The organism is Sulfuricurvum sp., assembly GCF_049587615.1.
Taxonomy (GTDB): Bacteria; Campylobacterota; Campylobacteria; order Campylobacterales; family Sulfurimonadaceae; genus Sulfuricurvum.
The window spans coordinates 21,983-43,977 of record NZ_JBAVEF010000051.1; the positions used below are offsets into that span (position 1 = coordinate 21,983).

The window sequence follows — 21,995 nt, forward strand, 5'->3', positions numbered from 1 at the left end:
TGAGATTTAATTCTCGTTAGTGTGCTCGATAAAGAGGCTTCGGGCAATCAGGTATCCGATTGGAATTCCTACGGCAAGTCCGACAAGATAGGGAACTATTTCGAGTGTTTGATTGTTTTCGAGTGCAATAAATCCCATGACTAAAAACGCATAAGGGATAAGTCGATAGACCGATACCCATGCAGAAGCGTTTTTCGTCGTATTTTGGATGATGTTGCTCTTTTGACGCGCTTTTTCTTCTTTAATCATTTGTTTGATATCTTCGATTTCGTCGGCACGTTCTTCTTCGTATAGATCATACGGATCATCCATCATATCGATAACGTCTTTATTATCTTCAGGATCAATATCACCGACACGACTTTGAATCATATTTCGGTACGAATAGAGCGATCCCATGACAATAGCCATTGAGGTTAACATGGCCACGGTGAAGTTAGCGTATATTGCCCCTGACAGGAGCCATAAAGGGAGAGCCCCAACCATCACGACCGCTAGAATTAAAAAAGGCTTTTTAATCTTCGTCATCGTCATCATCGTCTTTTTGTGATTTTCCCATATTATAGCGGGGGTCTTTGGCTAATTTTTCAAACTCTTTGTATTGCTTGCTATAGGCTTTGAATACATTTAAAAAGGCAGCTAAAATTCCGATAGCTACACCAACCCACAGCAACCAGGTAATGCCTGTCAGTTTTTTAAGTCCCAATCCGATCGCTACCCCGATCAGAATAGCAACAACCATGGAGATACCGAGCGATAAGGTCTCAGCCCCTTCGATAATCGGCTTTAAACGTGGTTTTTGTTCTTCGTTTTCCATTATATTCCTTCTCTTTTTGAGATGGATCCCCGGGTTAAGCCCGAAGATGACGAATGTCGTCATTCCCGCGAAGGCGGGAATCCAGCTTTTTATAACTCTGAAAAAATCATTTCTGCTGCTGCAATCGTCTCTTCGATCATAGCATCTGTCGTCGCGGTGGAGATAAATCCGGTTTCAAACTGGGAACAGGCAAAATAAAATCCGGCATCGAGCATTGCCGCATGGAAACGGGCAAATCGTGATGTATCGCTTTTTAATGCTTCGGCAAAGTTCGTCACTTGCTCATCGCTGAAGAAAAATCCAAACATAGACCCGCGCACATCCGTTTGAAGTCCAATATTGTGTTTCGCAGCCGCTTCCGCAAATCCACTCATCAAACGTTTTGCCCTCTCTTCGAGGACACCAAATACCCGTCCATTTGTTTTGAGCTTGTTAATCGACGCCAATCCTGCCGCCATTGCAACAGGGTTACCGCTCAGCGTTCCCGCCTGATAAACGCCCCCCTCCGGTGAGAGGTGCGCCATGATTTCACGTCGACCGCCGAAAGCACCTACCGGCATACCGCCGCCGATCACTTTGCCTAGCGTCACCAGATCGGGTTTGGTTCCCGTAATGCTCTCTGCACCATGCAGACACGCGCGAAAGCCGCTCATAACCTCGTCGAAAATGAGTAATGCACCGTACTCATTACACACGGCACGCAGTTCGGCAAGAAAGTCTTTGGTCGCAGGAACGAGTCCCATGTTTCCGGCAATCGGCTCGATGATCACACACGCGATTCCCGGGCTGTCTTTGAAGCATTGGCGAACGCTTTCAATGTTATTATATTCCGCTAATAAAGTATGTTTGGTAAAATCGGCAGGCACCCCCGGCGAACTCGGTGTTCCGAACGTTACGGCACCTGAACCCGCTTGAACCAGCAACGCATCGCTGTGACCGTGGTAGCATCCGGTGAATTTGACGATATCATCACGTCCGGTAAATCCGCGTGCAAGGCGGATCGCACTCATCACCGCTTCGGTTCCGCTGCTGACAAAACGGATTTTCTCGATAGAGTCGTAAATAGAGATAATTAGCTCCGCAAGCTCCGACTCCGCTTCCGTCGGCGCCCCGAAACTAAGACCGCGTTTGACCGCTTCGATCACGGCATTTTCGATACTTTCGTCACGGTGCCCGAAGATCAACGGCCCCCAGCTCTGAACATAATCGACATAGCGATTTTCATCGATATCGATCAAGTATCCCCCCTCACCGCGTGAAATAAAACGGGGAATTCCGCCGACGCTTTTAAATGCGCGTACGGGAGAGTTAACACCACCTGGAATGAGTTGCTGGGCTTTTTCAAAGGCTGTTTGTGAGTGTTCGATGCTCATAGAGTGTCCTGCATAATTGTTTTTACAATTATAGAATGTTATTGCTTTGGAGTTGCCTATAAACCTAATGTACGGTAAAATAGTGAAAAAACAAGGTTTTGAATGGAATTTAAGGTCGATGCTACCTGCGGTAAAGCGCGAGCTTGTACTATTACTACGGCACACTCTACGATACAAACCCCTATATTTATGCCGGTAGGGACGGTAGGCTCGGTAAAAGCGCTCGATATGGCCGATATGACGGAACTATTGGATACGCAGATTATTCTCGCCAACACCTATCATACCTATTTACGTCCCGGTGATGAAACCATCGCAAAGCTTGGGGGATTGCATGGGTTTACCACCTATCCTAAGAGTTTTTTGACTGACAGCGGCGGATTTCAAGCTTTCAGCCTCAGCGACATTTCCAAACCGACCGAATCGGGAATCGAATTTCGCTCTCATATCGACGGAAGCAAGCACTTTTTTACTCCCGAAAAAGTGATCGATATCCAAAACAATCTGAACAGCGACATTATGATGATCCTCGATGATCTCGTCGCTCTCCCCGCAACGCAGGAGCGTATCAAAACCTCGATTCAGCGGACAACGCAGTGGGCACAGCAATCGATCGACTATCACCGAAACAATCAGACCAAAGGGATCGGTATCCATCAAAACATCTTCGCCATTATCCAAGGGGGAACGGACTTTAATTTCCGTACCCAATCGGCCGAAGAGTTGTGTGCGATGGATTATGACGGATTTGCGATCGGCGGGTTATCGGTCGGCGAGTCAAATAATCTGATGTATGATACGGTCGAGCATACTACCCCCCTGATGCCCTCGGACAAGCCACGCTATCTGATGGGGGTCGGAACTCCTGAAGATTTGGTCGAGAATATCGAACGGGGTGTTGATATGTTTGACTGTGTCATGCCTACCCGTAATGCCCGCAATGGAACACTGTTTACGACGTTTGGAAAAGTGAATATCAAAGGTGCACGCTACAAATTTGATGCTGAACCGATTGATCCTGCGTGTCAGTGCTACACCTGTCGTCGCTACAGTCGTGCGTATTTGCATCATCTGTTTCGCTCGCGTGAAATTACCTATTTCCGACTCGCTTCACTGCATAACCTGCACTATTACCTCTGGTTGGTTCGACAAGCCCGAGAAGCGATCTTAACCGGTCAATTCATTCAATTCAAAAAGGATTTTTATGCACGAAGAGAATCTTAAGCTCGGTGTTAATATCGATCATATTGCTGTGCTTCGAGAAGCACGTAAGATCAATGATCCTGATCCTCTAATGGCATTGGGTGTTTGTGCGCAAAACGGTGCCGATCAAATCACGATCCATTTGCGCGAAGATCGTCGCCATATACATGACGAGGATGTCCGTCGTATTTTGGAGAGTTCATCCTTACCAGTGAATTTAGAGTGTTCGATCAATCCTGAAATCATCGATATCGTATGTACCCTGCGTCCCCATCGCGCTACCTTGGTTCCTGAAAAAAGAGAAGAGGTTACAACGGAGGGGGGACTCGACGTGAGAGGGCAATATGAAGCCATATTAAATGCTATTAATAAACTCTCTGAAAATGAGATAGAAGTTTCTCTCTTTATTGATCCGACGAATGAAGCGGTAGAACTGTCCTGCAAACTGGGAGCTCAGTGGGTTGAACTCCACACCGGTACGTATGCGAATGTATACGCCATGCGCCATTCCGCCCTTCCCCATTCACACCATGCGATTGAAACGCTTCGTCTAAGCCGTAAAGAGCTTGATAGCCGTTTGAACGGATCGTACGAAGTGATTGTTGATGCGGCAAACAAGGCACGTATGTTAGGGCTAAAAGTAGCCGCAGGACATGGACTCAACTATCAAAATGTTAAGTCTATTGTTGACATCGATACGATCGAAGAATTGAATATCGGTCAGAGCATCATTGCACGTTCGGTATTTACAGGTTTAGCGACTGCTGTGTCGGATATGAAAGCCTTATGTCAGCGTTAAAAACTATCGCTATCAGTGTCGGCGATTTGAATGGTGTGGGATTTGAGATACTTCTCAAAGCGCATAACGTGATCAAACAGCTCTGCAATCCACTTTATTGCATCAACTACACAATGGCTCAGCAGGCAGCATTGTTGTTACACACCCAATTTCCGAATGATTTTTATATGTATAAAGTCTCAGGGGAATTTACAATCGAACCGGGGAAAGTATCGGCTTCAAGCGGACGTTACAGCTATGATTCTTTTATCGCTGCCGTAGAGCTTGCCCAATCGAAAGCCGTTGACGCGATCGTCACCCTCCCTATCCATAAAGAAGCGTGGATGATGGCAGGGATCGAATACGTAGGTCATACGGATGCACTCCGGGATATCTTTAAAAGCGATGCGATTATGATGCTCGGGTGTAATAAACTTTATGTTGCATTGTATACCGAACATATTCCGCTTCGAAGCGTTGTTGAACACATGAGCGTTGAAAAAATTACCGATTTTTTACTGCTTTTCCATAAAAGCGTCCATCGTTCTCCGATAGGGGTGCTAGGGCTTAATCCGCACGCAGGTGATCACGGTGTTTTGGGTGATGAAGAGACGATAATAGAAGAGGCTATCAAACAGGCAAATCAACAAATCGGAGAGAGTATCTTTGAAGGCCCGCTGGTTCCCGATGTTGCCTTTACCCCTCGAAGCAGAGAGTATTATAAAACCATTGTCGCAATGTATCACGATCAGGGATTGGCTCCGCTCAAAGCCCTCTATTTTGATGAGGGGATCAATGTCTCTTTAGGATTGCCGATTATCCGGACTTCTGTTGATCATGGGACGGCCTTTGACATCGCTTACCAAAATAAAGCTTCCCTATTGAGTTATATCAATGCTATCAAAGCAGCTATTGCATTCTGCCATCAAGATGAAGATGATGTCCACTAAAGCGCCCGTCACTCTTTTCAAAACCCTTTCCCATCCAAAATTGGATATGCAGGCATTGCGTCTTATATTTATCAAAGCTGCATGGAAAGCGTATACAGATATAGAAAGTGCCCCCATCTCCCAAAACCGTTTTCAAATTCTGATCGGTACTCTGTTTGATTGGATTTTTTTGGAAAAAAACGGGAAATATGAGACCGTTCTTCATGATGTGCAGGAACTCTTTCGCAGTACAGAAGCGGTGGAACTTTTTTTATCCGATACTTTTTATATCCTACTCAATCATTACATCAAATCGTTTTACGGTAGTCCAGGGGGATGGGAAAAAATATCGACCTTCACCACAGCCATTGAGCGCTTTATCACCTATGTTACTAACCGCCTTGACGATGAATCTCTGTTGGTTTTTGAAGATGCCTTTATCAATATACTCGAAAAATTGCGTCAGGATTCGGAAACGATCCCCGTCCTTAACACCTATTACGGAGTACCGATTCAATATCAGGCACAGATTCTCCACACCAATGCCTATAGTGCCATTATCCGTGTCCATCCGTTTCAAGAGACCGCCGCCATTTTGCAAAACGGCATTTATCTCCTGAACAATGCCCATTTCAGATATGACGTTTATGCTGCCGTAAAGCCTATAGTGCTGAATGGGGAACGTGTTTTAGAACTGAGCCGATTTGATCAGCTGGAAACAGCACTTTTTCATCGTCAAAATATCCGGGTACAACCCACAAAAGTGCATGGGATTACGGTTCAACAGTTGAACCAAAATTTTCACTGCCATTTGTATGATATTTCCATTGGAGGGATTGCCGTTACCAGTAAGCATCCCTACCCCCTGTCACTTACGAAGGATATAACGCTTATCTTCCCTTCGGACATTATAGGATCCGCATCTGAGATCAAAGGGAATCTTGTATTGAAATCTTCCTATGAGGGGGGATATAAATACCATTTTAAAATCGAGCCTACCCTTCAGCAGGAGGGCGAACTCGGCAAATACATTACACGCCGTGAGCAGGAGATTATCAAAAAACTCCGTGAAGAGATCGTTTAAGAGAGGCGGTTACGATAATCCTCATAACCGAACTCATGAATAACTTCGAGTTTCCCCTCTTTCGTCCAGATTGCGAGGGAAGGGAGTTTAATCCCGTTAAATGTCGTATTTTTGACAAAGGTATAGTGAATTTGATCTTCGAAGATGATTTTATCCCCAACGCGCAAAGGTGCATCAAACGAGTAATCCCCCATAATATCCCCCGCCAAACACGTATTTCCCCCTAATCGGTAGGTGTACGCTTTTTCTCCGCTTTCCCCTGCTCCACGGATTGCCGCACGGTAGGGCATGGCTAAGGTATCGGGCATGTGTGCTTCCGCTGAGGTATCCAAAATCGCGATATCCATTCCGTTATGGACAATATCGAGCACCGATGCGACGAGCGGCCCCGTTTGCCAGCCCACGGCTTCACCCGGTTCCAGATAAACGGTAATATTTTTATGCCGCGCTTTAAAGGACTGAATCACTTCGATAAGACGATCGACATCGTAATCAACACGGGTAATATGGTGCCCTCCCCCGAAATTGACATATTTGAGACCATCCATGTAATCACCGAATTTGGTTTCAAATGCTTCAAGCACTCCCTCCAGCGCATCGACATTTTGTTCGCATAAGGCATGAAAATTTAAACCGTCGAGCTTCGAGACGATCGACGCATCGAAATTTGCAAGCGTTGTTCCCAAGCGGCTGTAAAGTCCGCACGGATTATACAAATCCACCGGAGAAGAGGAGTATTCGGGATTGACCCGAAGGGATACGGAAATCGTCGGATTGATCGCTTTCACACGTTCAAAATATCGGTGAAACTGTGCCGGAGAGTTGAATACGATATCATCACTAATGCGGGCAATTTCGTCAATCTCTTCATCTTTGAATGCCGGAGAGTAGGTATGTACCTCTTTATTCATCTTTTCGCGGGCGAGTTTAGCCTCGTGCAAACCGCTTGCTGTACACCCCTGAAGGTATTTTCCCACCAAATCAAAAGTTGACCACATCGCAAACCCTTTGAGTGCGAGGATAATCTTCGCTCCGGATTCACGCTGAACACGTTCCATGACCTGTAAATTTTTCTCTAAAAGTGCTTCTTCACAAATGTAACATGGTGTGTGGATGAGTTGGGAAAAATCGATCGTGCTCATAGGAATTCCTAGGTAGGGAGTTTTAATGGCGAGATTGTAGCATAGAGTTATTTCCACATAATGTGTTTAGTGCTAAAATCATTGAATGCAGGTAATTTTAAAGGGTACAGGAGGTTCAAATGGGTTCTTCTTTTTATGTCGATATTGCCAGAAATGCAATCATGGCTCAGTTGAAGGGGACATACATTGATAAAGATCACTGGCTTTCTCTTCATCCGAGTTTAGCTCACCAAGGAGCCACCTTTGTTACCCTAACGATTGAGGGGCGTTTGCGCGGTTGTATCGGATCCATCATGGCCCACAAACCTTTGATGGATGATTTGATTTCCAATGCTCAATCGGCAGCTTTTCATGATCCCCGCTTCCTCCCTGTTTCTGAATCGGAGATGGATAAAGTACGGGTAGAAGTTTCACTGTTGACGCCACCAGCGGAGGTAACCTACCGTGATGCCGAGGAACTCTCGCATCTCATCCGCCCGCATGTGGACGGCGTCATAATGCGTCTTGGAAATCATCAAGCCACATTTTTACCGCAAGTATGGGAAGAATTGGATGATTTCGAATTGTTTTTTGCCCATTTGGGGCATAAGGCCGGAATCGGAAGCGATCCGCTCTCTTACCATCCTGAAATTTATACCTATCAGGTTGAAAAATACAAGGAAGAAACCGATGATGCGTAGAACCATGAGCGTAGCAGGAAGTTTTTATCCTGCAAAGGGATATGAAGTCAATGGGATGATCGATCGTTTCAATGTGATATTGGAGGATCATCCTGAAAGTTTAAACCATTTTAATACCCTCACGGGAAATGCGATTATTGTCCCCCATGCGGGGTGGATCTATTCTGGATTTACAGCTAACATAGCCTTTCGGGTTCTTGCCCACTCGATACCTAAAACAATCGTCGTTATCGGTCCCTCGCACCGTGTCGGATTTGAAGGGGTGAGCATTTCCGATACGGAATCTTATCAAACACCGCTGGGGGATTTGGAGATAGACCGTGTTCTTGTAAAGGATTTGAGAGAGAGATTGAACATCCCTTATTACCCGGAAGCTCATCACGAACACAGCACCGAGGTGCAGATGCCGTTTATCAAACACTATATGAGCGATGTCAGGGTGGTTGAATTGGTCTACGCGTACGCAGAGCCTTCCCTGATTGAACCGATAATCACCTACTGTTTAACTCAAAGCGATACGGCCGTTGTCATAAGCACCGATTTAAGTCATTACTATCCGCTCGATGAAGCCAAACAATTGGATTCGATATGTCTGGAAGCGATTCGAGATGAAAATACACATACGCTCCATCAAGGATGCGAAGCATGCGGGATGATCGGTGTAGAAGCGATGCTCAACGTGGCTAAGAAAAATGGGATGAAAAGCACTCTCCTCGATTACCGAACCAGCGCCGATGCAAGCGGGGACAGTTCACGTGTTGTGGGATATATGAGCGCTATTTTCAGCTCCGGAGTTTAAGACAGCATCACTTATAATTATATCTATAACATAAGGGGCAACAATGACAGAAACGGAAATATTTCTCGGTCGACAGCCCATCTTCAATCATGAGGGAAAATGCTTCGGGTATGAACTTTTGCATCGTGGCAAAGGTCAGCAGAATGCAATCATTCATGACGATGCCAAGGCGACGGCAAGAGTTATCATTAATACAATCCATAATATCGGGTTTGGTCCGATTATCGCTGATAAAATCGGTTTTATTAATGTCGATGATCATACCTTGCTGAGTGATGCGCTCCTCTCGCTTCCCAAAGAAAAATTTATTTTCGAAATTTTAGAATATACTAAAATGTCCGTGGCGATTGTTGAACGGATTCAGTACCTTTATGGACTTGGATACCGTTTTGCAATCGATGATTTTTGCTGTAAAAGCAGTAATATTGAGTATTTCAAATTGATTTTTCCGTATGTCGATATTGTAAAGATTGATCTTTTGATGTCCCATGATGTCAGTATTGAGGAGATGGCCGAACGATTTTTGTCGTATGATGTCAAACTTTTGGCTGAAAAAATTGAAAATATGGAGATGTTTGAACGGTGCAAGAGTGCCGGTTTCAATTATTTCCAAGGCTATTTTTTTGAAAAGCCGACCATTCTCATCGGTAAAAAAATAGAGCCGACGATGGCCAATGTCCTCGACTTAATCAACACCTTCTATACGACCTCGGATATTGAGATATTGACACAGAAATTTTCCCATTATCCCGATCTGACCTTCAATCTATTGCGCTATATTAACTCTGCTGACTTTCAGTTTAACAATAAAATCACCAGCATAAGGCAAATATTGACCCTGCTGGGCCCATCGCGGCTGCGTTCATGGCTTGGTCTTTTTTTGTACGCGGGGTCAGATAATGTCTTGTTTCAAGAAGCGATATTTGATGCGGCAAAATTTAGAGGAAAAATGATGCAGGATCTGGTAAAAATGTGCGGAAAACCGGAATTGGCGGATGAAGCGTTTTTAACCGGAAGTTTGTCTCTCGTTGACGCCTATATGCAAGTTTCCATGGAATCAATACTGGAAAAAACGCAACTCAGCCAGCCCATGATGGATGCACTGCTCTCAAGAGAGGGGTATTTCGGGAGATTGCTGAATGTTGCTGAAAAATTGGAAACGACGGAAAATATTCAAACGATTATCGAATATTTAGCCCCTAAAGTTCAACTGACACCGCATGATCTCTATACGATTTACCTCAATGCGAACACCTACGTTGCAAAAACAAAGTAGGTACTGACATTTCTCGGGTTGGTTATGCCAACCAAGAGGAGAAGCTTTTTAGCACTCCATCTCGAGTACATTCCAAGGAAGACCCTGGGTGTTCATCTCATCCATAAACGGATCAGGATCCATCTGTTCCATATTAAACACCCCTGTACCGTTCCAGATCCCCTGCACCATAAGTTTTGCCCCGATTACCGCTGGAACACCCGTCGTGTACGAAACACCCTGCGATTTTACTTCGGCGTAGCACGCTTCGTGATCTTTAACCTGATAGATATAGATTTTACGCTTTTTACCGTCTTTGAGACCTTCGGCGACGATACCGATGTTCGTTTTCCCTTTGGTTCGAGGACCGAGGGATGCCGGATCAGGAAGCAATGTTTTCAAAAACTCGATCGGAACGATCTTCATCCCCTGATGTTCTACCGGTTCGATGCCAAGCATCCCGACATTTTCGAGGCATTTCATGTGGGTAAGGTAGCTTTGTCCGAAGGTCATAAAGAAACGGATTCGTTTGAGTCCGTTGATATGTTTAACGAGTGATTCCATCTCTTCGTGATAAAGCAAATAGCTGTCTTTCGGCCCTACTTCGGGATAATCCCATACCTGCATAATCTCCATCGGTGCCGTTTCGATCCACTCGCCGTTCTCCCAGTAGCGCCCTTTTGCGCTCACTTCACGAAGATTGATCTCAGGATTGAAGTTGGTAGCGAACGGATAGCCGTGGTCCCCTGCGTTGCAGTCAAGGATATCGATCGTGTGGATCTCGTCGAAATAGTGTTTTTGAGCATACGCACAAAAAACGTTGGTTGCACCCGGATCGAAGCCGCTGCCGAGGAGTCCCATAATACCCGCTTCTTTGAACGCAGCATCTCTTTCCCATTGGAGTTTGTACTCGAACTTCGCTTCGTCCGGGTGTTCGTAGTTAGCGGTATCGAGATATGGGGTTTTGGTCGCGATACACGCATCCATAATCGCGAGGTCTTGATACGGAAGCGCAACATTGATGAGAATGTCCGGTTTGACATTCGTGATAAGATCGATTACCTCTTGAGTGTTGTCCGCATCTACGGTTGTAATTTCAAGTGCCCCCTCAGGGAGTTCGCTTTTGATCTCTTCACAGCGGCCAATGCTGCGGCTTGCTAAAACGATGCGGTCAAATACATGGTTGTTCATGACACATTTGTGTGCCACAACGCGCCCTACTCCGCCGGCGCCGATAATCAGTACAGTTGCCATATGATTCCTTTTAAATTGTTATATCAAAATCTTCTGCCTCGCAAGAGGCATGCTTTAGCAGCGAGTAGCTAAAGGGATTTTTCTCCCTTTAGCGTTTTAAAACAAAAGTATAAACAAATCTCTCTTACGAAAACGTTACAGACAAAATGCCGTATAGAGTGTCAAGCCCCAAATGAACGTCAACATTCCCAGGGACAAAAAGACTAATGCCGCTCCGGCATCTTTTGCACGTTTGGCAAGTTCATGGTGCTCAAATGTAACCAAATCGACCGTCCGTTCAACAGCGCTATTGATGATTTCGGCAATAAGCGGTATAAACAAAGAGACAGCAAGAATGGCTTTGTATACGAATTCTATCGGGAGGCTCCAGGCAACACCCATCCCGATGACAAACAAAAGGATCTGCAAACGAAACGATTTTTCGTTTTTGGTCACTTCAACCAAACCGTTCAACGCATAACGGGTATTTTTAAAAAGTGTATATTCAGGCTTGTTGAGTGCCATACCTCTCCTTTAAATTGATAATAGCATCATACACAATTTCGGGTTCACTCTTCATTGAGAGGGGCTCACCGTAAATGATTCGGACATTTCGCCTAAACCATGAACGTGACGGGGTATGACGTTTTGATGAACGGGAAAAAATACTTCCGTATATCCCATCGATATAAAAGGGGACAATAACCCCCTCGCTGCTCGAAGCAATCCTTTTATATCCGTGCTGAATCTTCCCCACTTCGCCGTCACCGCTGATGGCCCCTTCGGGAAACAGGGCGACGATTTCACCGTTTTGCAGACGGTTCCGCGCATGTTGGAACGCTTCTTTCGCTCCCCGGGACGAGATGGGGATTACCTCTCCCAGTTCCATAATCGGTCGTATCAGCGGCTTTTCATAGATGGATCGTTCCATTAAATACCGGATACGCCGTTCAATTCCCACCTGCACCAAAATCCAGTCAATCCAGCTGATATGATTTCCCAGCAATAATACGGGAGTATCCGAGGGGACGTTGTGGGTTTGCAAAGGGATTATGTTGTAACGCAAAGCCAACAGCCGTTCAAAGATGAGCCATACAAAATAGTCCTTGTAGCGAATTATTGCCCCAAAGCTCAGCAGAATGGAAATAAAGAGCATCGCATAAAAAAGCATCACTGCGTCCCAGCCAAAATAGGCAAAAAAGGTCGTTAAAACCAAGAAAAGGGTCATAAATATATTCTGAATCCAGTTATTGCCCGATAAAACATAGGAGATATGGGCATTCGGAGTCTTGGAAAGGATCAAAGCATTCAGCGAGACAATCATCATTGCCCCGCCGATACCGAATCCAAAAAAGATGAACCCGATCACATTCAGATTATAAGTCATCGGCAAAAAGGTGAGCATAACGGTGATGATGAGCGCACCGGCGACGATCAGCCCCTTGTGCAAATAGTGGCGGGAGAGGCGCGAAGCGATAACGGAACCGGCAATGATCCCAAATGCGGCGAGCGCCATAAGACCTTGAACGACAATCGTATTCTCAACTCCTAGTGTCGATTTAGCATAGGCCCCGAAGGCAGCCAATATCACTTGGGAGATCGACCAAAACAGGGAGAGGAAAAGGATTGCTTCGAAGATATCTTTTTTGCGGCGAAGGAGAATCCAGTTTTTTCGGAGAGTATAGCCGGTTAGATATTTTTTGACATTAAAAGGGGTCAAACTCCCCTCACTGTACGATTGAAGACGAAGGGTTAGAAGAAATTCGATGAGACTTCCAATAACGAGCAACCACCCTAAAGGGGCGATTTGACGCAATATGTCAGCCTCATTGCGGTAAGGGGTGGTAAGAGAATTTTCAAACAATACGGTATAAGCGATGATACCGGAAAGTATAGCTACCGTGGTAACCGACTGCACTAATGCATTCAAATAGCTAAAATCCCTCTCCCCGGAAATCTCTTTGATATATCCGTATTTGGCAGGCGAATAGATCGCCGCTTGGGCTGCCAAAATAAACGTAAGGGCAAAAGAGGTCCAAAACCACCCCTGATAATAGCTGTAGGTGATCAGCAACGTTATCACGACTGCAACAAATGCTCCGTAGCGCATTACGTTAGCTTTTGAAAAACGGTGAGAGAGGTATCCGGATGGGGTAAAAAGAAAAATAAACGGGAGCAAAATCAAGGCATTTAGAATCGCCGTGTAAATAATCTGGGTTTGATCGTCGTAGATTTTAAAAACGGTATTTTGAATAATAATCTTATGGCCAAGATCGGTAAAAGCGTTCAGAAACAGTGCCAGAGTATAGGGGAAAACCCCTTTAAGACGACGGATGAGCATTATCCGAGTACCGTGCTCCATCCCTCATAATGTCCATGTTCCTGCATCGCTGATTCATACAACGACGTTGTTGTCTCCTCGACAATTTCAGGAGTAATCATTTCATTCTTAATCAGAATAACCCCATAGGCATAATCACTCTCATCGTCATGGACATACTCTTTCACCGCAAAGCCGTGTGATGCGAGTTGTGCAACGGCACGCTCCATCGATGTTTTGGTCTGGAAGAAGAGATAGTGTTCCACTTCTCTGGGAATACTAAGATCATCCCCCGCTTCGAGAAGCGCAGTGATGGTATGGCGGTTTTGAATACTGAGAAGACCATAGGCATCGGGATAGAGATTGTCACTGTACATTTCCCATTTGGCATCTTTGGACGAACCACGCTCATACACGTATCCGCCGTGACGAACCATCACTTCGGAGCTGATGTTTTCAAACCGTTTTGCTTGAAGAGCATAGAAATAAAATTCTGCCCACCCCTCCTTCATCACCCTGCCGGCGAACACCGCATCCATGGAAGTATTCAGCGCTGTTGCTAAATCTTCCGTAAAGGATTCTAGAGCTTCGTCAACACGATCGGCTTTAACGAACAGCCACAAAAGCCATGGCCGTTCTTCTTGGGGGGACTCTTCGATGAGATCGAGTTCTACATCGCAGCGATACGGCACATTTTCATCATCGAGGAGCTCATAAAATTCTACCATTGACTAAAAACCTTATTTTTTTGCCATTATAACTTTATTCTGGCTGTTCTCCCAAATAGCTCTTTTGGAGTTTCACTTTACTGGCCAGTTCCTGGACGTTTTTTGCTTCAATGAGGGGAAGCGCCTCTCGTTTTTGGAGGCTTTGGGATAGGAGCTGCATTTGTGCCGTTGCTTCGGCCGCTACCTCTTCTAAAGTCTGGCGGATAGCACGATATTCTTGGCGTTCGTACGATTCAAGGGTAATCATGAGTTCGCTCAGTCTCCCTTTCGCATTCTGAAATTCATCGTGTAAGGTTTCAGCCGAGGCAAAAAGGCGGGAGAGCGGTTTCAAGGACTCCGAAAGCTCTTTCGAATGCAGTGTCATCTCCTTCATCTGTTTGGAGGAGAGAACCATCTGCTGCATGATGAGTTCGCTTTGTTCCCGCGAACCTCGTAATAAGGAATCATTTTCCAGCAATGATGTAACAATCGATTCGCTTTTTGCTCCGAGCAACTGGATGTGATGGGAAAAATCGTGGATGATCCGATCAAGCTCTTTTTGCACAACCGCGATGGTATGATCAGGGAGCTGATGACTCATTTTGATCAGAAGGTCATGTACGTTTTTGAGCTGTGTATGTACCTCTTTTTGCTCGTCACAGCTGACACGGACGACATTTTTGAGCTGATTGAAGTGGTCTTGTTCGGCAACGCGCAGAAGATCGATATGGCGATGTACGACATTGTCCAAACTTGGAAGCTCAGTGAGGGTAAACTCTTCAAATTTTTCCATAGCACTTTGCTGTTGCGCCAAAAGGGATTCGATTTTTAAGACAAAATGTTTTTGGTTCGCTTGGATGCTATTGAGTGCATCGAGTTCCTCTTTAAATAGATAACGAATTTGATCGTGCGTCGAGTTTTCCAACTGGGCGACAAGATCAAGTCGCTCTTTTAGCGTTGTCACGGAAGAAGCTAATGTGGCAACTTCATCACTGATTCCACTGATGCGTGTGCGATCCTCATTGGCATTGATAACGGATACCGTCTGAGACATCACACTCATGATGGCAGCGAGGAGGATCCCGATACTCAGGGATAAAAGGGACTCTTTTAGAACACCCGCATCCATTCCGCTGCTGAGGATAAAATGAAACAATCCACCGATGGCCCCCAAGGCTAACACAACCGGGGTATAGCTTATTTTGTTCGAATCTTTGTAGACTGCGGTATGACGCAAAAACAGAAGTGACATGATAATAAGGGTGAGGAGTAAATCGATACTAATCATAACGGTTCCTTTTTAGAGATAATGTCGATTAAAGATTGAGGTGAAGAGGCAAAATGGTCCCCCTCGCCTTTCGAACTAAATCCCCAGCCGGCAAAGATACTGGCAATACCGGCTCGTGAGGCGGCCTCCATGTCTTTGGAATTGTCACCGATCATCCAAGCATTATCTATACCCGAACGGTAAGCATGATGTTCAAGATGGCGATACAGCATTTGCGGATGAGGTTTGGGGGTATCAACATCATCTGCGCCGATGATAAGGTCGAAATGTAAATCCAAGCCCAAATGTCCGAGCATCCGTTTGGCAAAAATACTCGGAGCATTGGTAGCCACTCCCATGACCACCCCGTTTTCACGAAACTGATTTAAAACGTCACGTATCCCTTCATACGGTATCACATGTTGAATGCACTGATCGTAATAATGTTCTTCAAAAAGTTCACGAGCACGCTCCTCATACAGCGTTTTTCCATAAAAAATCTCAGACAGATTGCGGACCGGTGCATTGATTGCATCGACGACGGAACGGACGCTGAGGGGTTGAAGACCGTAGCACTTCGCACGCACATGATTGATCGAGAGGGTAATATCCAAACCCGAATCAATCAATGTTCCATCCATATCGAATATCGCAATATTCTTCATACGGTTCATTTCATCTTTTGATACAACTCATGAAGCGTTTGAATAAACAACAGATGATCATTCGGACAACGGCACACCCGATACTCCGCATATCCCAGTTCATGTGCAACTTCGGCATATTCAATAGAGAGTTCGAAATCGGTTTCGGAATTATCGATCGTAAAAGCAATCGGAACGATAATAACTCGTTTGTTTTTCAGATCATGCAACGTCGTATCCAACGAGGGTTCCAGCCATTTCATCGGCCCCACTTTGGATTGATAGGCCAGATGAATCCCGTTGAAATTAAGATCATTTTTTTTCATCATTGTTTCGATCAATTCAACATGGGCAATCACCTGACGCTGATACGGATCCCCCTGATCAACAATCTTCTGCGGCAGACCGTGGGCAGAAAAAATAAGTTCAAAGCTATCAGCCTTATCCTCGCCCAAAGCCTCTTTGATCCGCTCGATGAGACACCGGTTATAGGTTTCATGGGCAAAGAAATGTTTGATCTCTACCGTAATGACGTCCCATCCGACAGCGTGTGCAGTTTTTTCAAAATCATCGAGAGAGGATTGAGTAGTGGTGCTCGAATATTGCGGATACAGAGGGATAAGATAGACTTTCTCTACCCCCTGTTCTTTTAAATGCCGACACACTTCGTTGGCCATCGGAGGGGTATAACGCATGACAAAATCCACAATGATCTCATCACCTACAACTTCTTGCAACCGTTTTACTACACTGCGTGTATGCTCAACCAGCGGTGATTTTCCGCCGATTTTTTGGTAAATCTCTTGCGATTTTTCAGTACGTGTCAAGGTGATCATTCCCGCGATAAATCGGCGTAAAAGCGTACTTTTTGTTCGAATGATATACGGGTCGTTAAACATATTGTGCAGGAACATCTCAACTTCATTAAGATTGTTGGGGCCGCCCATATTAAGCAGTACAATGGCTTCTTTCATAAATGTGTGTTATCCATTCGTTTTTGAAGAAAGTGTACCATAACGCCGTGCCAAAATTGTCGATTATAAAAAAAACTAAAGCTTTTTCATTTATAATGACTGTTACGCAGAAAAAATGGGAGGCTTGATGTTGATTAAACATACAGTGCTATCACTGATTTTACTGACCCTTACAGTCCATGCAGAGTCGCAGAGGCGGGAACCTTCCCTCTTTCTAGAATATGAACGCGAATTAAAAAAAAATAATGATACGATTAAAAACGATGAAACCCCCTTTATTAAACACAATGCTTCTTTATCGGCTGCCAAACCTACCCCGCCGGCAGAACCATCCATTAAAACAGCAGTAATCCCGGAAACCGTTTTAAAAAATACGAAAGCGGATACCGATACGATCGGTCAGGATAGCAATCCTTTTTTGGTTGTTACGAAGCCGGCTCCCATCGCCTCAAAAGCAGCTTGCCCCGATACTTCAAACATCACTAACGAATCTAAAAATAATACGCATAAGATCGTTAAAAATTTCAAAAATGCAAAAGAGAAGCTCCTTTCACGCGCTAAAGATTTTCTAGGAACCCCTTACGGATTTGGAAACAGAGACGGAGAACGGACCGATTGTTCCGGTTTTACCCAACAGGTGTATCGACAATTCGGCATTGCCCTTCCCCGTAGTGCTGCAGAACAAGCTCAATTGGGAGAAAATGTTGATCCGAATGATCTTCAAATCGGCGATTTACTCTTTTATCGCACCTACAAATCTGATCCCTCACATGTGGCTATTTACGCCGGCGAAGGTCAAATCATTCATGCCTCATACGCCAATAAAAAAGTTCAATACGATTCGATTGATAAAGGGTATTATAAGCAACGCTTTATGTATGCCAAACGTCTCGCACTCAATAACCTAAACAATGATGAATAAGTATGTCTGCTTTTTATTCCACACTTGATAAACATTGGCTTTGGAAAGAGGTCTATACCAAACTCGACATCTCTTCGCCTGCTTATCAGTATTGGAATGATACCCGTCATATCAAACTCAACCGTTACGTTTTTCTTGAAAAAAATACCCTGCCTGGCAAATATGCCCATATCGAAGAGGATCTAACCGATCTGAGCGGTTATTTGCCGACCCAATACGCCGCAACCCAGCTAGGGGTCGATAGCCATATCTTTGGCTACAAAAAAATGCGCCTCTACAATCAGTTCGAATACAAATTCGTAAATGACATCAAATTCGTCAATCTTAAGCGCTTTTTTCTCGAAAACGGAATAAAAATCGGCAAAAAAAGCTATGTTCACTTGGCACGCCTCGACGAGCTGATTATCACCGCCGATTCACGTTTTTATCGTATTGATGACAACTACGGAGTGGTCGTTTACGACTGACGCTTTGCCCATCTCGGGAAAAATCGCGACGGCGATAAAATAGGGTCCATCTCTTTTCCATCCGTTAAAAATTCACCTAATCGCTTTGCCAAGTAGGGAGCGAGTACAAATCCATACCCTCCGGAACCGTTTATCATCGTTAGGTTCGGATAATAGACATACTTACGCGGATCGACTACCTGCCCGTGCCGTAGATGAGGATATTTTTCCAACGTAGAAACGGCATTAACCAGACTCCCCAGCATCGGGAGATAGTCATTTGAGCCTGAACGCAACCCCATATAGTCGTTGATGATATTAATATTATTTAATTTTAGTGTTTTTGACGCTTTTTCAAGGAGAATGGATCTCCCCTGCTCCACATCATACAGTTCCCCAGAAAACGGGGAGTAATGGACGTTATGGGTTGCTCCGATAGCGACTATCCCCTCTTTCGTTGTCGGAGAGATTGAGACATGGTGGTGGAGAATGCAGGGGATATGCGTAGCGGTTTCAATATCAATCCGATGTCCCCAAATACCCCGTAAACCGACATACTCAATAGGAAGCAGTTTCGGATAGGCTCCGATTGAAAGGACAAGGTGTTTGGCGTTCAAATCACCGATTTGCCATGATCCATAGCTGTGGATCAGCTTTTCTACCTTGATCGGATAAAAATCGATCCCCTCCGTCATGGCATTGCATACACCCTGCGCATCGACGACGGCACCCTTGTCAAAATAAATAGAAGGTGAATTTAACGCTTCATCACTCAGGAGTATTTGTATCTTATGGGGAATATTCGAGTGTTTTAGATGAGTTTCATGCTTGAAGGATTCAACTTTTTCACCCTCTTCCGGAGTATTTGCAACGTGAAGGAGCGGTTTGACAAGGGTAAAATTCGGGAAATTGGTTGTGTAGAATTCGAGTGCTTCGGTGTGTGCTTCGCTCATGATCTCTTTGAGCGTACCCGCTTTGGAGATTTTGGGCGATATAAACGCCCCCGCCGCACCGCTCCCGCCTGAGGCGATACCATCTTGATCGATTAGAGCGACATTAAGACCTGCTTGTGCGAGAGTATAGGCGCAACAACAGCCATTTATCCCTGCACCAATGATGATGACATCATAGGGTGATGTTTTTGATATCGGCAATTGAGTAAATCTCGGCGTAAATCATCCCAACCAACGCTTTACGGTTAGCACGGACGCTCAAATCTTCGGCATTAACCATAACATTGTCGAAGAAGTTGTCCAACGGAGCTTTGAGGGCGAAGAGTGCATCCAAACGCTCTTCTAGGGTTTCATAGTTTGCGGAGATTGCAGAGGTTGCGGCAGAGTATAGATGACGCTCCGCATCGTTTTCAAACAACGCTTCGTTAACGCTGAAACCTTTGTCCATCGCTTCGTCTTTGAGGATGTTGCTGACCCGTTTAAAGGTGGAGAACGCTTCGACGAATGAATCCGATGTCGCAATGGATGAGACGGCGCGGATTTTTCGGTCGATGTCGAGAACGTCGAGTTCTACATGGGCATCTTTCGCCACGACAGCTTGGATGATAGAGGGATTAACACCGACATACGCTCCGGCAAGACGCTCAATAATAAACGTCTCAACGTTCTTTTTGTACTCTTTTCCTTGTGGATACAAAGAAGCAAGCTGATCAATCAAGGTTGAAAAGTTCAACGGAATTTGGTGCGCTACGGCGATTTTGATGATCCCGTTGACAGCGCGGCGAAGGGCGAACGGATCGCGTGAACCCGTCGGGATCTCACCGATACTGAACATACCGATCAGGGTATCGAGTTTCATCGACATGGCGACGATTGCGCTGAGGATTGTGGATGGTAGTGCACTCTCTTCCCCCGTAGGGAGATATTGCTCTTTGATCGCCGTGGCGATTTCGGCAGATTCCCCCAGAGCAAGGGCGTAGTAATACCCCATAAGCCCCTGAAGCTCGGTAAATTCATAGACCATCTCGGACATCAAATCGGCTTTTGCCAACTCCATTGCCCGCTCTAAATGATCAGGATTAATATTATCATATATTAAGTTGGCAATGGTCGATGCGACCACTTTTTCGCGTTGAATTTTCTCCGCCAACGTCCCCAAACCGTTCATAAAAACGACTTTCTCCAATCCTGCTGTACTCAAACCTTTTTTCAGGTCATTGCGATAGAAAAAAAGTGCATCGGAGAGGCGTGGACGGAGAACACGCTGATTCCCCTCGATAACATGGCTGAAATCATTGGTTAGAGCGTTGGAGACGACGACGAACGCGTTAATGAGTTTACCCTCTTTAAAGACAGGGAAGTATCGCTGATGCTCTTTCATCGAGGTGATGATGACTTCGGGAGGGAGTTCAAGGAAGCTCTCGTCAAAACTTCCCAAAAGCGGTGTCGGGTGCTCAGTAATGGCGACAACTTCATCGAGCAAATCTTGGTCGATTTCGATTTTAATCCCGTGTTTGGATTCGAGTGCAGCGAAATTAGCCAAAATCGATTCGCGGCGGCTTTGGGGATAAAGGTCTACGGAACCCTCTTTGAGTAGATCGAAATAGTGATGGATAGAGTCTACTTTTTTTGCTTCGAAGTGGCTGATTCGGTGAACATAAGTTTCAGCGGATGAACGGACACCGAAGAGTTCCATATCGACAAGATCTTCACCCAAGGTAACGTTTACCCAGCGAATCGGACGGATAAAGCTCTCGTGTGAAGAGCCCCAGCGCATCGATTTACCGAAATTGAGACTTTTGATCCATTGATCGATCATTTCGCCCAAAATTTCATTGCTGGCTCGTCCTTCTACGGTGCGGCTGAAATAGAGAACCTCTTTTCCCCCTTTTTCAGCACGGGTGAGCTGGTCGAACTCGACGCCGCATTTTTTCGCAAATCCGAGTGCGGCAGGAGTCGCAGATCCATCTTTGATCGCGATCTCTACCGGAGCACCGTAAAATTCCTCGATACGGTCGTCTTGACGTGTTTTAAATTCGCGGTGCCACAGTACCAAACGGCGCGGTGTATAGTAAAATTCAAATTCACCTGCAAGGGCGTTTTTTTCCAAAACAGCTACCCATTTTTTCTCGATCTCACTTAGTTCTTTAAGGAGTGGAACAGCCGGAAGTTCTTCGACACCGATTTCAATCAAAAGAGGTTTTAACATATTCACTTATCCATAATCATATTTAAAGCCCGATTTTACCCCTTTGATGGTTAAAAATCGCTGTTGCTTTGGAAAAAATTAATTCAGAGATAAAGTATCTGATTTAGGCATGATTAAAAGTTTGGAGTTGTACAATGTCTTACTCAACCTGAAAAAGTTTTCTTCCGTATTCGAAAGATGCGGAAAGCTTTAGGGGGTTGTAGGGACATTTGTCCCTGCCACTTTGTGGGCTTTGCCCAAAAAGTGTATTACATCAACAA

General features: G+C 45.1%; 22 protein-coding genes. 9 read left to right on the forward strand and 13 right to left on the reverse strand.

What is annotated here, in order from left to right; genetic code table 11:
- Nucleotides 1-6 precede the first annotated feature (6 nt).
- From WB308_RS09705 to hemL, 3 genes are all read right to left on the reverse strand, one after another.
- A complete protein-coding gene (locus WB308_RS09705) occupies nt 7-537 on the reverse strand; it encodes a hypothetical protein (protein ID WP_424191049.1) in 531 nt (176 codons plus the stop codon).
- Nucleotides 515-817 carry an AtpZ/AtpI family protein gene (locus WB308_RS09710; protein WP_424191050.1) on the reverse strand — a complete coding sequence of 101 codons (303 nt, stop codon included), beginning with the start codon at nt 815-817 and terminating at the stop codon, nt 515-517. Before WB308_RS09710 ends, WB308_RS09705 begins: the two co-directional genes overlap by 23 nt.
- A gap of 89 nt (nt 818-906) precedes the next feature.
- Nucleotides 907-2,190, reverse strand: a complete 1,284-nt coding sequence (gene hemL / locus WB308_RS09715) for a glutamate-1-semialdehyde 2,1-aminomutase (protein ID WP_424191051.1) — start codon at nt 2,188-2,190, stop codon at nt 907-909.
- Nucleotides 2,191-2,292: 102 nt separating this feature from the next.
- Between hemL and tgt the strand changes: the two genes are divergently transcribed.
- From tgt to WB308_RS09735, 4 genes are read left to right on the forward strand one after another with little or no spacing between them, the layout of a single operon-like run.
- The gene (gene tgt / locus WB308_RS09720; protein ID WP_424191052.1) at nt 2,293-3,414 is read left to right on the forward strand and encodes a tRNA guanosine(34) transglycosylase Tgt; all 1,122 of its coding nucleotides are present in this window, start codon (nt 2,293-2,295) and stop codon (nt 3,412-3,414) included.
- Nucleotides 3,395-4,192 carry a pyridoxine 5'-phosphate synthase gene (locus WB308_RS09725; RefSeq protein ID WP_424191053.1) on the forward strand — a complete coding sequence of 266 codons (798 nt, stop codon included), beginning with the start codon at nt 3,395-3,397 and terminating at the stop codon, nt 4,190-4,192. The genes tgt and WB308_RS09725 overlap by 20 nt, the downstream gene beginning before the upstream one ends.
- A complete protein-coding gene (gene pdxA, locus WB308_RS09730) occupies nt 4,180-5,121 on the forward strand; it encodes a 4-hydroxythreonine-4-phosphate dehydrogenase (RefSeq protein WP_424191054.1) in 942 nt (313 codons plus the stop codon). The genes WB308_RS09725 and pdxA overlap by 13 nt, the downstream gene beginning before the upstream one ends.
- Nucleotides 5,111-6,184: a PilZ domain-containing protein gene (locus WB308_RS09735; RefSeq protein WP_424191055.1), complete on the forward strand. Its 1,074-nt coding sequence runs from the start codon at nt 5,111-5,113 to the stop codon at nt 6,182-6,184. The genes pdxA and WB308_RS09735 overlap by 11 nt, the downstream gene beginning before the upstream one ends.
- On the opposite strand, the gene nspC is transcribed toward WB308_RS09735, so the two are convergent.
- Nucleotides 6,181-7,326 carry a carboxynorspermidine decarboxylase gene (gene nspC, locus WB308_RS09740; protein ID WP_424191056.1) on the reverse strand — a complete coding sequence of 382 codons (1,146 nt, stop codon included), beginning with the start codon at nt 7,324-7,326 and terminating at the stop codon, nt 6,181-6,183. The two genes, WB308_RS09735 and nspC, sit on opposite strands and share 4 nt — an antisense overlap.
- A gap of 119 nt (nt 7,327-7,445) precedes the next feature.
- On the opposite strand from nspC, the gene amrA reads away from it, so the two are divergent.
- Genes amrA through WB308_RS09755 form a run of 3 tightly spaced genes read left to right on the forward strand, consistent with a single transcriptional unit; the run spans nt 7,446 to nt 10,081 of the window.
- On the forward strand, nt 7,446-8,006 hold the full coding sequence (gene amrA, locus WB308_RS09745) for an AmmeMemoRadiSam system protein A (RefSeq protein ID WP_424191057.1): 561 nt from the start codon (nt 7,446-7,448) through the stop codon (nt 8,004-8,006).
- Nucleotides 7,996-8,805, forward strand: coding sequence for an AmmeMemoRadiSam system protein B (amrB, locus tag WB308_RS09750; protein ID WP_424191058.1), 810 nt, complete (start codon nt 7,996-7,998; stop codon nt 8,803-8,805). The genes amrA and amrB overlap by 11 nt, the downstream gene beginning before the upstream one ends.
- A gap of 43 nt (nt 8,806-8,848) precedes the next feature.
- Nucleotides 8,849-10,081, forward strand: coding sequence for an EAL and HDOD domain-containing protein (locus WB308_RS09755; protein WP_424191059.1), 1,233 nt, complete (start codon nt 8,849-8,851; stop codon nt 10,079-10,081).
- 48 nt (nt 10,082-10,129) lie between these two features.
- Here WB308_RS09755 and WB308_RS09760 read toward each other — a convergent pair whose 3' ends face one another.
- The 7 genes from WB308_RS09760 to hemH form a co-directional block, all read right to left on the reverse strand.
- Nucleotides 10,130-11,314 (reverse strand): saccharopine dehydrogenase family protein, encoded by a 1,185-nt coding sequence (locus WB308_RS09760; RefSeq protein ID WP_424191060.1) that lies wholly within the window; start codon nt 11,312-11,314, stop codon nt 10,130-10,132.
- Nucleotides 11,315-11,449: 135 nt separating this feature from the next.
- A complete protein-coding gene (locus WB308_RS09765; RefSeq protein ID WP_424191061.1) occupies nt 11,450-11,818 on the reverse strand; it encodes a diacylglycerol kinase in 369 nt (122 codons plus the stop codon).
- Nucleotides 11,799-13,655 (reverse strand): MFS transporter, encoded by a 1,857-nt coding sequence (locus tag WB308_RS09770; RefSeq protein ID WP_424191062.1) that lies wholly within the window; start codon nt 13,653-13,655, stop codon nt 11,799-11,801. Before WB308_RS09770 ends, WB308_RS09765 begins: the two co-directional genes overlap by 20 nt.
- Entirely contained in the window at nt 13,634-14,341 is a 708-nt protein-coding gene (locus WB308_RS09775; RefSeq protein ID WP_424191063.1) for a DUF695 domain-containing protein, read from the reverse strand. Before WB308_RS09775 ends, WB308_RS09770 begins: the two co-directional genes overlap by 22 nt.
- A 34-nt stretch (nt 14,342-14,375) precedes the next feature.
- Nucleotides 14,376-15,608 (reverse strand): hypothetical protein, encoded by a 1,233-nt coding sequence (locus tag WB308_RS09780; RefSeq protein ID WP_424191064.1) that lies wholly within the window; start codon nt 15,606-15,608, stop codon nt 14,376-14,378.
- Nucleotides 15,605-16,261 carry an HAD family hydrolase gene (locus WB308_RS09785; RefSeq protein WP_424191065.1) on the reverse strand — a complete coding sequence of 219 codons (657 nt, stop codon included), beginning with the start codon at nt 16,259-16,261 and terminating at the stop codon, nt 15,605-15,607. The genes WB308_RS09780 and WB308_RS09785 overlap by 4 nt, the downstream gene beginning before the upstream one ends.
- Entirely contained in the window at nt 16,258-17,205 is a 948-nt protein-coding gene (gene hemH / locus WB308_RS09790; protein ID WP_424191066.1) for a ferrochelatase, read from the reverse strand. Before hemH ends, WB308_RS09785 begins: the two co-directional genes overlap by 4 nt.
- Before the next feature lie 127 nt (nt 17,206-17,332).
- Between hemH and WB308_RS09795 the strand changes: the two genes are divergently transcribed.
- Nucleotides 17,333-18,127, forward strand: coding sequence for a C40 family peptidase (locus tag WB308_RS09795; protein WP_424191067.1), 795 nt, complete (start codon nt 17,333-17,335; stop codon nt 18,125-18,127).
- A gap of 2 nt (nt 18,128-18,129) precedes the next feature.
- A complete protein-coding gene (locus tag WB308_RS09800; protein ID WP_424191068.1) occupies nt 18,130-18,594 on the forward strand; it encodes a hypothetical protein in 465 nt (154 codons plus the stop codon).
- On the opposite strand, the gene WB308_RS09805 is transcribed toward WB308_RS09800, so the two are convergent.
- Together WB308_RS09805 and glyS are read right to left on the reverse strand one after the other, a co-directional pair.
- Nucleotides 18,585-19,727 (reverse strand): NAD(P)/FAD-dependent oxidoreductase, encoded by a 1,143-nt coding sequence (locus WB308_RS09805; protein WP_424191069.1) that lies wholly within the window; start codon nt 19,725-19,727, stop codon nt 18,585-18,587. The genes WB308_RS09800 and WB308_RS09805 overlap by 10 nt on opposite strands.
- Nucleotides 19,699-21,735: a glycine--tRNA ligase subunit beta gene (glyS, locus tag WB308_RS09810; RefSeq protein WP_424191070.1), complete on the reverse strand. Its 2,037-nt coding sequence runs from the start codon at nt 21,733-21,735 to the stop codon at nt 19,699-19,701. Before glyS ends, WB308_RS09805 begins: the two co-directional genes overlap by 29 nt.
- Nucleotides 21,736-21,995 lie beyond the last annotated feature (260 nt).